This window comes from Tenacibaculum sp., assembly GCF_048269885.1.
GTDB lineage: Bacteria > Bacteroidota > Bacteroidia > Flavobacteriales > Flavobacteriaceae > Polaribacter.
The window spans coordinates 14,511-28,452 of record NZ_JBLWTZ010000001.1 but is presented as its reverse complement, the minus strand read 5'-3'; the positions used below and the strand labels follow the sequence as shown (position 1 = coordinate 28,452).

Below are 13,942 nucleotides of genomic sequence, written 5' to 3'. Positions count from 1 at the left end.
ATCTTTGAAAAAAAAGGCTTTTTAATGTCAGAATATAAACTCATATCACAAAAAAAACCAGCTTTTCCTGTTACCAAAAAATTAGGAAACTACTTGAAAAGGCATAACAGAACTATTCAAATTCCTATTTTTTATGATGATTTGTTACGTTTTCAAGGATCTGTTTCTGTGTATGATAAACACGATAACGATACCTTGTGGATACGTGTTTTTTATAATGAGTTTGAGCAGGCAGAAATTGATTTATACCTAAAAAAAGTATATAATATCTTACACTCTAACGGTTCTGACGCCAGTATTAAACACTTAAACGTTGATGCTATCGATTTTTGTACGTTTGGTAACTCTAAACCTTTTCGTATAAAAATTCGAAATATTTTAAATGATAACTACACTTATTTTTATGTAAAGAAAACCGATGCTTCTCGTATTTACGGTCTAGAGTTAGAGGATATTTTATCACCTTATAACCTAAACTTTTTGGTATATGAAGACACGTTGATAGAAGAGCATATATCAGGAATTCCAGGAGATGTTTTTATCAATGATTATTTAGAAGATTGTTTAGATATTGAAAAAGCACAACTGGCTAAAGAGTTTGTTAAATTTAACGAGCGTTGTATGATTCGTTTGTTAGGCGATATGCGTTCGTATAACTATGTGGTGGTGCCAACACACGATTTTGAAAATGTTGTGTATAAAATTCGTCCGATAGATTTTGACCAGCAATGTTACGAAGGTAAATTTAAAGTATACTATCCACAGTTTTTTAAGGAAAATTTAAAGCTAGTTCAGCTGGTAGGAGACAAACTTACTTCAGAGTCAATTGAACAATATCAAATAGAAGAGCGATCAATTGTTGCTAAAAGAATTTTAGGTTCTCGTTCTCGATTGAATCGTTTGCTTACTGCTATGAAATCAGATAATATTTCTACTCCCAAAAATATTGAACAATTAAAATTAGAAATTTTTGAATTTACAGGAGATATTAATTTTAGAGATAGTGATGGTATGGGAGAGGTTTTAGACAGTGCACTAACTTTTGTTCGTAGAAATTACGAAGATGTTAGCATGAAAACTATTATTCAACAACAACAAAGACTACACTAGCCTTTTCTACTTCGAATACTTTCAATAATCACCGTTGCTAAAATTAAGCTTCCTCCAACAAAAGTGTTCCACGTGGGGATTTCGTTTAAAAAAATAAACGCTAACAAAATTCCGAAAACAGGTTGAATACTACTAATTATACTTGCGGTTGATGCCGAAAAAAACTGTAGTGAATGTACCATTAAACTATGTCCGATAGCCGTAGTTAACAAGGCTAATAATAGTAAATAGGGGAGTTGCTCTTGAAATCCGGAAACATCCATAAAAAACAATACTGGAACTAATAAAACCGTAATTATTACCGTTTGGTAGAACATCAACATTACTCCATTGTATTGTATTACGTATTGCTTTAATATTAAAATTCTTATAGAATACGATAGGGCAGAGAGTAAGCCAAACAATACTCCTTGAACTTGGGTGTTTTTAATATCAAACTCAGGAGCTAGAATGTATAACCCTAACAAAACCATCAACCCTAAAACAATATGAATCGGGTTGAATTTTATCTTTAAAAATAGCGGTTCTAAAAAAGCAATCATTACTGGGAAAGTGTACAACGACAACATTCCGATAGCTACATTCGATAGTTTTAACGCGTAAAAATACGTTATCCAATGCGCTCCCATAAAAATTCCACCCATTAAAAACGGAAACAAGTGTCTTCTTGATTGTATGGTTAAATCAATCTTTTTGAATCGGCAAAACACATACAAAATCACCATAGCAAACACAGAACGGAACCACACAATAACTTCCGAGGGCATTGCAATATATTTACCTAATACACCCGAAGTACTGATAAACAGGGTTGCTAAAATAATTCCTGATAGGTTTTTAATGTGGTTGTTTTGCATGGGCGTAAAAGTATGTCATTTCGAGTGAAACGAGAAATCTTAAGAATATGAGTTACTCCTTTGGATGAGATTTCTCCCTATGGTCGAACTGACAACTTCTTCCTTAATTACAAATGGACACTAAGTACAATCGAAGTGGAAATCAAGCAATCTTTAAATCGTGAGTTTACATTGTCACATCGAGTGAATTTCTTTTTCGATAGAGGAAAGAAATTTGTATCGAGATGCATATAAACTAGTTCTCGATACAATTTTCTCTCATTCCAATCGTGAAAACCACTCGAACAGACAAGGCTTAATTATTAAACTTCTTCTTTGCTAAATTAGGTAGTTTTTCAAACTCATTATTTATAAGAGATTCTTTTTTTGCTCTTGACCATTTTTTAATTTGTTTTTCTTTTTCAATAGCCATTTCTACGTTAGTAAACTCACAATAAAAAACTAATGAAACAGGTCTTCTTTTTGAAGTATAGCTATCTTTAAAAGTTCCGTTTTGGTGTTGAAATATTCGTTGTGATAGGTTTGAAGTTACTCCTGTATAATAGGTTTTGTCTGAACATTGTAATATGTAAACAAAGTATATTTTCATTTTAAAATTTATCAACGAATTAGTTACCCTTTTTACAAGAATAACAATTCTTTATTCCGTCATTGCTAAGGGAGCGTGCCCATATTTTGGTTATGAGTTTAATTGTCACATCGAGTGAATTTCTTTTTCGATAGAGAAAAGAAATTTGTATCGAGATGCATATAAACTAGTTCTCGATACAATTTTCACTCATTCTAATCGTGAAAACCACTCGAACAGACAACTTCTTCCTTAATTGCAAATAGACACTAAGTGCAATCGAAGTGGAAATCAAGCAATCTTTTTGTTATGAGTTTACATTGTCACATCGAGTGAATTTCTTTTTCGATAGAAGAAAGACATTTGTATCGAGGTGCATACAAACTAGTTCTCGATACTATTTTCTCTCATTCCAATCGTGAAAACCACTCGAACTGACAACTTCTTTGTACCGTCATTGCGAGCGAGGAATGACGTTTTATACTTTCTGTAAGGTTTCTAACGCCTTGTGTACACTATCAATTTTAATAAACGTGATGAGTAAGCGCAATCCATTTTTGGTTTTCTTTTCTTTCATTACACAACTCTTCGGATTGTGCTGTACATACCTCAACATTTTGGTAAATGCTTCGGTTTGGTAAAAAGCACTTTGCTGATCAGATACAAAATATCCAATTAATCGTTTTTGCTTTAAAATCACTTTTTCTAAACCTAATTCTTTCGCCAACCATTTGATACGAACACTGTCTAATAAATCGGCCACTTGCGTTGGATACTCTCCAAAACGGTCGATAATTTCGGTCTCAAAGGTTTGTAATTCTTCTTCCGTAGTTAAGGTTCCTAATTTGTTGTATAAACTCAACCGTTCGGTAACCGAATTCACATAATCATCTGGGAACAGAATTTCAAAATCGGTATCAATTTGTACCTCTTTTACATACTCTTTTGGTGCATTTTCATCCGTAGGATATAAGTCTTTAAACTCATTTTCTTTCAGTTCTTCAATCGCTTCATGTAAGATTTTCTGGTAGGTATCAAACCCAATATCGTTGATAAATCCGCTTTGTTCACCTCCTAATAAATCTCCAGCACCACGAATTTCCAAGTCTTTCATGGCAATGTTCAATCCGCTTCCTAAATCAGAAAACAGTTCTAATGCTTGAATTCGCTTACGCGCATCATCAGTCATGTGATGATACGGTGGTGTGATAAAATAACAGAAGGCTTTTTTGTTCGAACGCCCTACACGACCACGCATTTGGTGTAAATCCGACAACCCAAAATTATTGGCGTTATTGATGAAAATCGTATTGGCATTCGGTACATCCAATCCACTTTCAATAATGGTCGTTGACACTAGTACATCAAACTCATTGTTCATAAAACCAAGCATGAGTTCTTCTAACTTTTTCCCTTCCATTTGTCCGTGACCAATACCAATTTTTGCACTTGGTACTAAACGTTGCAATAATCCTGCTACCTCTTTGATATTTTCAATACGGTTATGGATAAAAAATACCTGTCCACCACGAGAAATTTCGTACGAAATCGCATCGCGAATCGTTTCTTCGCTAAAGCGAATTACATTGGTTTCTATGGGGTGACGGTTGGGTGGTGGTGTTTTAATTACCGATAAATCTCGCGCCGCCATCAAACTAAACTGCAAAGTACGCGGTATCGGCGTTGCCGTTAAGGTCAATGTATCTACGTTTTCTTTAATGGTTTTTAGTTTGTCTTTCGCTGCTACTCCAAATTTTTGTTCTTCATCAATAACCAACAATCCAAGATCTTTAAACTGAACTGCTTTATTGGTTAATTGATGCGTTCCTATCACAATATCTACACTTCCATCAGCAACCCCTTCTAACACGCCTTTACGCTGTTTTGTGGTTCTAAAACGGTTTAGGTAATCAATCGTAACCGGAAAGTCTTTTAATCGCTTAGAAAACGTTTTAAAATGCTGAAATGCCAAAACCGTGGTTGGTACAAGTACCGCAACCTGTTTTCCGTTATCTACTGCTTTAAAAGCCGCTCTAATGGCTATTTCTGTTTTTCCAAAACCAACATCACCACACACCAAACGATCCATCGGTTGTTCTTTTTCCATATCGGCTTTTACCTCTTGGGTAGAAGAGAACTGATCGGGTGTATCTTCGTATAAGAAACTCGCTTCCAACTCGTGTTGCATATGTGTATCGGGTCCGAAAGCAAATCCCCTTTGTAACTTACGTTTTGCGTATAACTGAATTAAGTTGAACGCAATATGTTTTACACGGGCTTTAGTTTTTTGCTTGACTTTTTTCCAAGCATTCGACCCTAGTTTATATACTTTAGGCGGTTTCCCGTCTTTTCCGTTAAACTTGGAAATTTTGTGTAGCGAGTGAATACTTACGTATAAAATATCGCGGTCGCCATAAATTAACTTAATGGCTTCTTGCTTTTTACCTTCTACATCAATTTTTTGGAGTCCGCCAAACTTTCCAATTCCGTGGTCGATGTGTGTTACATAATCACCTACATCTAATTTAGTAAGCTCTTGTAGCGTAATCGATTGCTTTTTCGCGTATCCGTTTTTAAGTCGGAATTTGTAATAACGCTCAAAGATTTGATGATCGGTATAACAAACAATTTTACTATCAATATCCACAAATCCTTGATACAACGGAAACACAATGGTTTCATACGAAACTTTACTTCGACTACGCTCAGCACCAGCTTCTTCGTGGTCATCAAAAATATCGTGGAAGCGTTGTGCTTGCTGTTCGTTAGAACATAAAATATAATTGGTAAATCCTTTGGCCGAAAATTCATTGAAATTCTGAATTAACAGATCGAATTTTTTGTTAAAAGAGGGTTGGGGGTGAGTATTAAAACTTATTTCTGTGAGGTCTCTCGCTTCCGCTCGAGATGACAAATGTGCTAATGTAAAATCTTGTAGTTGATTACGAATCAGCTCTCCGTTGCAAAACAATTCTTCGGGTTTTGCGTGTTTGATTTCGGTAGATAATTCGTTAAACGACAGTTCTGCTTTTCGGTAGAATTTATCCAACGAATCGCTTAATAAGTCTACATTCTTCACAAAAACAGCCGTTTTAGACCAGATGTATTTTAAAAAGCTTTCTCGCGATTCCTGCAATGTTTTGTTTTCTACATTGGGCATAATACTCACTTTCTTCAGTTTTTCTTTAGAAAGTTGCGTTTCTACATCAAACGTTCGGATGCTGTCTACCTCATCACCAAAAAACTCAATACGATAGGGTTCGTCGTGAGAAAACGAAAATACATCGATAATTCCACCACGTACTGAAAACTCTCCTGGTTCGGTTACAAAATCGACACGTTTAAAATGATATTCAAACAGTACTTCGTTGACAAAATCGAGCGATACTTGCTCACCCACTACGACTTTTAGCGTGTTTTTTTCCAGTTCCTTTTTTGTGACTACTTTTTCGAAAAGGGCAGTAGGATAGGTAACAATAATCGCAGGTTTTTTACGCGAATTGATACGGTTTAACACCTCAGAACGCAAGAGTACATTGGCGTTGTCAGTTTCTTCTATCTGATACGGTCTGCGATACGAACCCGGATAAAACAACACGTTTTTATCGCCCAATAACTGCTCTAAATCGTTTAGATAATAAGCAGCTTCTTCCTTGTCGTTACAAATTAACAAGTAAGGTTTATCGGCTTGTTTAAAAGTTTCGGAAATGACAAAAGACAACGAAGAACCGACCAAATTCGTTATTTGAAAATGGTGTGGATCTTGTTGAAGCTGATGAACAATCTGTTTTACATTCTCAGATTGTTGGTATTGGTTTACAATTGCTTGCTTGCTCAACGTACAAAAATTTTACGCAAATGTACGAGGATTATTTTTTGTGTGGGAATTTTGTTTTTTAACTCTTACTTATGTTATTTGATGAAGTGGAAAATGCTTTTTTATTCAAATATTTTCTCTCTAATATACTCTTTAAAGGTTTTGCCTGTTTCGTGAATAGTTTCATCAACCCCTGGAGAATATTCAATAACTAAACAGTCTTTAGTTTTTAAATCAAACCCAAAATATTCATCTTCATAATCATCTCCAAAAAACTTTATCTTGTCATTCACATCAATCGAGGGATAAATACCCAGTTCTTCTAAATAAAATACCCCTTCATATATTCTGAATGTCTTTTCTCTAAAACTTCCAGCTCCAATATTTTTTAAAAAATCAATATATTCTACGGGCAAATTCTCATAGTACATTCTAAGTTTGCGAATTTCTTTTTTACCAAGTCGTTGTCTTGTATTTTCAATACCTTCTTTTTCCTCTACTTTTTTAAGGTGGCTTATTTCTTCGTAAAAAATAGTTTTCATGGTTTGTTATATAGAGTGATTACTGCTTTAGAAAAGTAAATAAATACTCAAAACTGTGTTAGTAAGTGTCTTTTTGAAGCAGATTTACAATAGATTATTTACTCAACGTACAAAAATTTTACGCAAATGTACGAGGATTATTTTTTGTGTGGAAGGTTTGTTTTTTACTGGAAAAAGCTAATTATAATGTTCATCAAAAAAGTTCTTATAAATATTTTCTAAAAAATCAACCTCTTTTTTATTTATTCCTTTTTCTTTTGATCCTTCATGAGCCAAATGATTTCGGTAAGAATTAAACAAAGAAATCCATTTCAAAACATCTTTTTTGTTTTTTCCTTGACCAATGTCTATAGAAAAGTGTTCTTGAAAAGTTTTAAAATCTGCATTTTCTTCTTCAGGTTTTTTAGACCAATATTTTTCAATAATTACCTTGTAATCATTTATATTAAACATTTCAGTCCACTCAACTCTTTTGTCAATTCCTTCTTTATAATTTTTCTCATTTTCATTATTTGCTCTTTCTTGACAAGCAGTTTTTATTTTGTTTATTTCAAGTTCCCAGTTTTTACCAAAAAGTACTTTTATGTTATCCAATACAACTTTTTTCATATGTCTTTCTACCACTTTAACATATTGGCGACCTTTATCTTGATAAACTTCATTTTGTCTTTCTTTCCAATCAATTAATTCAATAGGATTATATTCACTAAATTTTGAGTTAATAAGATTTTGAAAAAAGCGTAACCATTTTGTATCTGCACCTGCACCTAAAAGTGTTAAGTGTTTTGATGCTTCTTCATTAGATAAATTTTTAAGGCTAGTCATTAGAATTTCTAAATAAGGTTTTATAGTATTAAACCTTTCATTATTGCTAGTGCTTTTATCTACTAAACCTTTTTCTGTCACAAATTTATTTAGACTTCCAATAATTGAAATAAATGCGAATGTTCCTCTATTTGATACTATGAAGTATTTTTCTTTATTGAATATATCAGGGAAGGTTTGTTCAACAAAATCATAACACGAAATTATATAGTCAACTATTTTCTTTTTTGCCCTTAACATTTCTTGATTGTGATCTTGATTATTGGTGTCATATAGTGAGCCAACTAGAGAATCTGGGTTGTATTTATTTCCTTTAGCTATTGGTAATAAGCCAGAAACGTTCAAAGCTGTCATAAATGGTTTAAATGTAAGAAGTGCTTTATCTTCTCCAACTGAAATTTTATTGAAAAGTGGGCTTGATTCTGAATTTGCTATGTTTTTGGTAATGGAAGACTTTAAGGCAAGAAGTCTAGAATCTGCTCGATCAGAATCCCAATTTAAATCTTCGGCTAGATCTAACCTTAAACTGGGGCTAACTGCTTTTTGATTTTCATTAATATCCATAAAAATCTCAAGTTGTTCTATGGTATCTAAACTTACAAAACCAACTACAGGAATTGTATTATTTTCTTTAAAAAGAGAGTTAGCATATCCATATACTCTATGTTGACCGTCTATGATATAAGCAATACCATATGAGTTAGGTATTTTTAAAGTTCCTGAACAAGAATTTGAGTTTGTTTCTTTTGAATTAGGCTCAAAAATAATTTTACGCTTTTTAGCATTAAAATTTATAATAATTGAATTAGGAAAATAACCACCATCGTCAATGTATTTAGTTATTTTTCCTAATCTACTAGGAACTAAAAGCCTTTGATAGGTAGGGAATTCTGATTCATTAGCTCTTGTTCGATGTAAAATGAAACCCATTTTTAGAAGTAAAGAAGGTTCAATAGAGAACATATAATATTCCTTTTTTCCCATTTTACCTTTTACTGCTGGAATCTCTATTTTTTTATTGTTAATTAGTTCGTTTTTAAAAACTAAACCAAGAAACTGGTAAAAAGCAGCATTCTTATAATTCTTAATAAGACTATTTACATAATCGTAAGTGTTATTATTGTAATAGAAAGAGTTAGTATTTTCTAACCTTTCTAAGTGGGTACTGTTTACGGGTATTCTTAAATTTCTTGTAGCAAAGATATATTTGATTTTTCTTTCTTTTCCAAAGATCTGCCAAAGAGCTTTTTTGAAGCCATCCAACCTTATGCCTAACAAATCAAATTCATCTTTTAATAATCTTGCTGATGTTTGTTTTTCACTTGATTTACACTCAATTAAAAAAATTGTCTCATCATTTATAGCGATTACATCAATTTGTTTTTTGTCACCTGGATTTTTTGAAAATGGGAGAATAAAGTTTTCATCAAAATTTAAATGTCTATATCCTAAATTGTAAAACTGACACCAGACATCATCTTCAAATTGTTTTGAATGTTTTTTCCTTTTTCGAAGCTTAGTTTTAGTTTTTAGAGGTTTTCCAAAAGTTTCCCAACCTTTCTTTTCATAATCTTCTACCAAAGAATGATCAACACTTATTACTTGATATTCACTCCTTTTAGCTTTATAAAGTTTTCCAAGAATTGATTTATCATTAAGTAGCTTTCCTTTTATTTCTTGTACTTGATAATCTTTTAAAAAAGCCATTTATTTATTTATATTTGTGATAATAATTTCTCTATATTTAGCCCTCTTTGCTCCTTTACCTCCAACAGTAGAAGATCTTGAAAATTGTTTTTGAGCACTTGTTTTGTATAATTCTTCTATACTATCATGCTTAGCATTTGTAATAATAAAAAATCCGTTTTTATTTTTTATATCGTCAGTAAGATTTGAAAGTTGCTCTTGATTTTCCCAAGAAAAAATGGATTGGTTATACTGAACAAACCCATTATTTTCATGTGCAACAGTATAAGGTGGATCAATAAAAACAAAATCATTTTCTTTTATAGTTTTACATCTTTCTTTAAAATCTAAAGTTGATAAAAAGGCACCTTTCAAACTTTCAGAAACCTTTTTTAAATGATTAAAATCATATAGCTTTTTCAAATTTCTTTTCCCGTAAGGAACATTATACTTTCCTTTTCTATTTACTCTATATATTCCATTGAAAGAAGTTTTATTTAAATATAGAAATTGAGCAGCTTTTTCAACATCATTTGTCAATTGTAATTCCCTTATCCTGTAATATTCTTCTTCAGTATCAAAATGTGATTTAAGAATATCAAAGAGTTCATTTGGTCTACTTTTTAAAACTTTATAAGTATTTATTAACTCAGCATTAGAATCTGATAAATAAGCCTTGTTCTTTATATATCCTTTTGATTTTAAATAAAAGAAAATTGAACCACCTCCTAAAAATGGTTCATAATAATCATTAAAGGTTTTAGGAATATGGTCATCAATGTGTTTTGTTAGCCATGTTTTTCCTCCTGCCCATCTTAAAAAAGGCTTCGTTATTTTATTTTTTTTATCTGTTGTCAACTTTCTTTAGCTTATTAAGTCTAACACAACTTATTTACATAAATCTCATAGCTTTTTCTCATACAACTTTTATATCTCCTGTAAAGATATATGTTTCATTTGCATATATATACATATTTAACCATAAACCTTTACGGCAACCCATAAAGAAGTGTTTGTTGTTACTTTTTAAATAAAAAAATAGTTGAGATAAGGGGTAGTACTACTTTTTACTTTTTTAGCCTGTTAAACATAGTAAAAAAAGAGGAGGGAGGCAAGGGGTATTTATTTGTGTGTGAGTTTGTAAGGGGGGTGTAGCTTTTAAGAGTATTGAATGAGATTTAGCTACACTGAATCTTACGGTTTATCGCTATGGCTCGAAATGATACCACAAAGGAAACTGTTGTTCTGTAGAAAAAAGTTTGTATAAAAAAAGGTGTTTTTTCAAACACCTTCTTTTTCTGTTGGTTTAGATTATAGTCCGCATGGATTTTCACCAAAGATTCCAGGGACACAAATACCTGTATCTCCTCCTTGTAACTCACATACATAACCATACGATGAGTTGTGTTGAAAATTACAGCAATCACTATCTGTATAGCATGCTTGGGTTTTAAATCCTCCTAGAATTTCTTTTTGGGCTGTTTTACCTAAAACAGTTCCTAAGTTTAAAATTGTTTTTTTCATTTGTATTTAATTTTTAATGAGTCTTTGAGCTATTTATAGACCGTCAAAGATGATGTCTGTTTTTATTCTTTTGGAGGTTCTTCATTTCCGCAGGGAACACAGTGTGGTAATCCTCCATGTATATTAATGCAAGTTCCAACACAAACAACACGTCCACCCCCGTTGATTGATTTTTGTGTTGTTTTGTTTAAAACAGTGCCTAATTGGGCTATAATTGTATTCATAATTAAAAAGTGTTAAGGTTTTATTTCTCCACTAAAGTAGCAGCCTTAACAATTACTTTTTAACTATTTCAAATTTGTAAGTAACCGATTCATAATCGTTTACTCTACTTTTTTGTAAATGCTAATATTAAGTTAATGGATGACTACTTTTTATCGTCTTCTATAAATTTTGTTAATTTTAGCTTCGGTTATTATAAAGGAAAATGAAAAAGGTTTATTGTTTGTTATTGTTTTGTGTGGTATTTGCTTGTAAGAAAAAGTCTTTAAATACTATTTCTAAACCTCCTAACTTTTACTACAAAAAAACCAAAGAAGGCATTTCTAAAGACTCATTACTCTTTTACTTAAAAGAGCTTAAAAAAATTCCTACCAATCATCTTTCCGATTCTTTAAAGGCTGAATACGCCTATATGTCTTCCCGCTTTAATTATAAACTGCAAAAGCATGACGAAGCCATTAGTGATTTAATTTATGCAACTTCGTTTGCATCAGAAAAAATTAAAAACAATAGAGAACTTTTGTATTTCAGAGCCTTATATGCTATGTATTTTACAATAAAAAATGATTATTTAAATGCTGCGGGTATTAATGAAAAACTAAATTCTTTATTAGATCCCACAGATTATGCAAAAAAGGCCTATGTGTATAGTAACAAGCAACAGGTAAAAAAGGCTTTAAAAAAATATGAAGAGGCTTTGCTTGCTAGTAAAAAAGCGGCTACACTTTATTTAAAAAACAAAGACACTGTTAATTATTTAATTTCTGTAATAGACAATGCAACCTTATACAGCAGTTTATCCAAGCCTCTAAAAGCGACTCAAGAGCTTCATAAAGTTCTTCCTTATGAGCAACTCTTAAACTCCAAAACTAAGTATCAATTATATAGTGCTCAAGGGTATGCTTACAATCAAAAAAAGGAATACCATAAGGCTATTGTTCCTTATAAAAAAGCCTTGTTTTTTTCTAAAAAACTTTCAAAACAATCAGGTTCTCAGCGGTTAATTAACACATACCTTAATTTATCTACTACTTATTTTAAGTTAAACGATTATAAAAATGCTGAAAAGTATATTGGTTTGATTTTTGATATTGGATTGGTAGATGTTGCTTTTGTTGATACAAAAGAAATTTTAAAAACAACCTTAGAAATTGCTTACAAACAGCAAGAAGGTATTGATATTGTGATGCCTAAATTAGATTCTCTTCTTTTGTACTTAGAGAAGAATTATAATAGTCGAATCAATAACGAACTTCGGGTTTTGCAAGAGTCTTACGAAAAAGAAAAAACATTACAACTCGAAAAGAATAAAGCTGAAATTAAAAGTATTATGCTACAACGCAACCAATACCTTTTATTGTTGTTATTATTAGTAATTGTTGCTCTTAGCATATTTGTTTTAAATTTTTACAAACAACGAAGGTTTACAATTGAAAAACAAAATTTCTTGTTACAACAACGTTTGTTGCGTTCACAAATGAATCCACATTTTATTTTTAACAGCTTAGGTCTCATAAAACAAGGGGTTGAAAATAATAAAACACATTATGCTAACTATATTGTTAAGTTTTCGAGACTCTTGCGAACAGTCTTTGATAATTCTACCAAAGATTATGTTCCTTTAGAAGATGAATTACAATCGCTACAAGATTATATTGAACTGCAACAGTTTCGTTTTCCTGACAGGTTTAATTATACTTTAAAAAATAATATTGTAACAGCAAACGAGTTGCATATTCCTCCTATGCTATTACAGCCCTTTGTTGAGAATACCATTATTCACGGCTTTGGAAAACTAGATTGTAAAGGAGAATTAGATATTGAAATTTCTTGTAAAAAAGAATACCTTGTATGTGTTATTGATGATAATGGTGTTGGTTTTAAGAAAAAAAAGAATCCTAAAGAATCATCTATTAATTTAATTAATCAGTTTCTAACCAAGATGACGGGTAAAGAAGTTTTGATAACAAACAAATTAGCAACTACTGGTAAACGCGGGGTTAGCGTTGAATTAACAATTCCATATATAGAATTATAAATATGTTAAAAGGATTAATTATTGAAGATGAAAAGCATGTTAGAGATGAGCTTAAGCAGTTGTTAACTAAAGGTTTTCAACAACAAATTAGTATTATAGATGAAGCCTCTTCAGTAAAAGAAGGTATAAAATCTATCCTTACACATAGCCCAGATCTTGTTTTTATGGATATTGATTTGGGTGATGGCTCAAGCTTTGACATTTTAGCTGTTTTACCTGAGTTAAATTTCGATATTATTTTTGTTACCGGATATGACTCTCATGCTATTAAGGCGATTAAACTTGGAGCTTTAGATTATTTATTAAAACCCATTGATAATGATGAACTAAAAACTGCTGTTAAAAAAGCCATCCACAACCATCGTAAGTTAAAAACCAAAGAACATTTAGTAACAGTTGCTAACAACTACTACACAAATAATATTCATAATAAAATTGTATTAAAAACTTTAGAAGCGCAACATTTAGTTGATTTTAAAGATATTATTTATTGTAAATCCGACGGAAATTATACTACTTTTTATTTAAACAATGAACACATAGTTGTTTCAAAGCCTTTGAAAAAAATTCAGCCCTTATTAAACAGCCAATTCTTTTTAAAGTGTCATCAATCATATATTATAAATACCTCTTACGTTACCAAATACCTTAATGAGGGCTTTTTAGTAACTAAAAATGGATACAATATTCCTGTAGCTACCAGAAGAAAAGATGAAGTTTTGCAAATTCTTTTTAAGAAATAAACGTTTTAGC

General features: G+C 31.6%; 11 protein-coding genes. 3 read left to right on the top strand and 8 right to left on the bottom strand.

Annotation, left to right across the window (positions count from 1 at the left end; genetic code table 11):
- The first annotated feature begins 24 nt into the window (after nucleotides 1-24).
- Entirely contained in the window at nucleotides 25-1,110 is a 1,086-nt protein-coding gene (locus ACN0WY_RS00115; RefSeq protein WP_417799161.1) for a hypothetical protein, read from the top strand.
- Here ACN0WY_RS00115 and ACN0WY_RS00110 read toward each other — a convergent pair.
- The 8 genes from ACN0WY_RS00110 to ACN0WY_RS00075 form a co-directional block, all read right to left on the bottom strand.
- Entirely contained in the window at nucleotides 1,107-1,967 is an 861-nt protein-coding gene (locus ACN0WY_RS00110; RefSeq protein ID WP_417799160.1) for a DMT family transporter, read from the bottom strand. The two genes, ACN0WY_RS00115 and ACN0WY_RS00110, sit on opposite strands and share 4 nt — an antisense overlap.
- Nucleotides 1,968-2,262: 295 nt before the next feature.
- Nucleotides 2,263-2,556, bottom strand: a complete 294-nt coding sequence (locus ACN0WY_RS00105; protein ID WP_417799159.1) for a GIY-YIG nuclease family protein — start codon at nucleotides 2,554-2,556, stop codon at nucleotides 2,263-2,265.
- A 457-nt stretch (nucleotides 2,557-3,013) separates the two neighbouring features.
- Nucleotides 3,014-6,373, bottom strand: coding sequence for a transcription-repair coupling factor (gene mfd / locus ACN0WY_RS00100; protein WP_417799158.1), 3,360 nt, complete (start codon nucleotides 6,371-6,373; stop codon nucleotides 3,014-3,016).
- Nucleotides 6,374-6,474: 101 nt separating this feature from the next.
- A complete protein-coding gene (locus ACN0WY_RS00095; RefSeq protein WP_417799157.1) occupies nucleotides 6,475-6,894 on the bottom strand; it encodes a hypothetical protein in 420 nt (139 codons plus the stop codon).
- A gap of 177 nt (nucleotides 6,895-7,071) precedes the next feature.
- Nucleotides 7,072-9,426 carry a DGQHR domain-containing protein gene (locus tag ACN0WY_RS00090; protein WP_417799156.1) on the bottom strand — a complete coding sequence of 785 codons (2,355 nt, stop codon included), beginning with the start codon at nucleotides 9,424-9,426 and terminating at the stop codon, nucleotides 7,072-7,074.
- On the bottom strand, nucleotides 9,427-10,263 hold the full coding sequence (locus tag ACN0WY_RS00085) for a DNA adenine methylase (protein WP_417799155.1): 837 nt from the start codon (nucleotides 10,261-10,263) through the stop codon (nucleotides 9,427-9,429).
- Between the two features lie 453 nt (nucleotides 10,264-10,716).
- On the bottom strand, nucleotides 10,717-10,929 hold the full coding sequence (locus ACN0WY_RS00080) for a hypothetical protein (RefSeq protein ID WP_330487686.1): 213 nt from the start codon (nucleotides 10,927-10,929) through the stop codon (nucleotides 10,717-10,719).
- Between the two features lie 62 nt (nucleotides 10,930-10,991).
- A complete protein-coding gene (locus tag ACN0WY_RS00075) occupies nucleotides 10,992-11,153 on the bottom strand; it encodes a hypothetical protein (protein WP_417799154.1) in 162 nt (53 codons plus the stop codon).
- Between the two features lie 203 nt (nucleotides 11,154-11,356).
- On the opposite strand from ACN0WY_RS00075, the gene ACN0WY_RS00070 reads away from it, so the two are divergent.
- Together ACN0WY_RS00070 and ACN0WY_RS00065 are read left to right on the top strand one after the other, a co-directional pair.
- Nucleotides 11,357-13,189, top strand: a complete 1,833-nt coding sequence (locus ACN0WY_RS00070; RefSeq protein WP_417799153.1) for a histidine kinase — start codon at nucleotides 11,357-11,359, stop codon at nucleotides 13,187-13,189.
- Between the two features lie 2 nt (nucleotides 13,190-13,191).
- Nucleotides 13,192-13,932 carry a LytTR family DNA-binding domain-containing protein gene (locus ACN0WY_RS00065; RefSeq protein ID WP_330487689.1) on the top strand — a complete coding sequence of 247 codons (741 nt, stop codon included), beginning with the start codon at nucleotides 13,192-13,194 and terminating at the stop codon, nucleotides 13,930-13,932.
- The last annotated feature ends 10 nt before the right edge of the window (nucleotides 13,933-13,942 follow it).

Coding starts and splice junctions, on each gene's coding strand:
- ACN0WY_RS00110 (WP_417799160.1), bottom strand. CDS start 1,967: ATGCAAAACAACCACATTAAAAACCTATCAGGAATTATTTTAGCAACC.
- ACN0WY_RS00075 (WP_417799154.1), bottom strand. CDS start 11,153: ATGAATACAATTATAGCCCAATTAGGCACTGTTTTAAACAAAACAACA.
- ACN0WY_RS00090 (WP_417799156.1), bottom strand. CDS start 9,426: ATGGCTTTTTTAAAAGATTATCAAGTACAAGAAATAAAAGGAAAGCTA.
- ACN0WY_RS00115 (WP_417799161.1), top strand. CDS start 25: ATGTCAGAATATAAACTCATATCACAAAAAAAACCAGCTTTTCCTGTT.
- ACN0WY_RS00080 (WP_330487686.1), bottom strand. CDS start 10,929: ATGAAAAAAACAATTTTAAACTTAGGAACTGTTTTAGGTAAAACAGCC.
- ACN0WY_RS00070 (WP_417799153.1), top strand. CDS start 11,357: ATGAAAAAGGTTTATTGTTTGTTATTGTTTTGTGTGGTATTTGCTTGT.
- ACN0WY_RS00065 (WP_330487689.1), top strand. CDS start 13,192: ATGTTAAAAGGATTAATTATTGAAGATGAAAAGCATGTTAGAGATGAG.
- ACN0WY_RS00105 (WP_417799159.1), bottom strand. CDS start 2,556: ATGAAAATATACTTTGTTTACATATTACAATGTTCAGACAAAACCTAT.
- ACN0WY_RS00095 (WP_417799157.1), bottom strand. CDS start 6,894: ATGAAAACTATTTTTTACGAAGAAATAAGCCACCTTAAAAAAGTAGAG.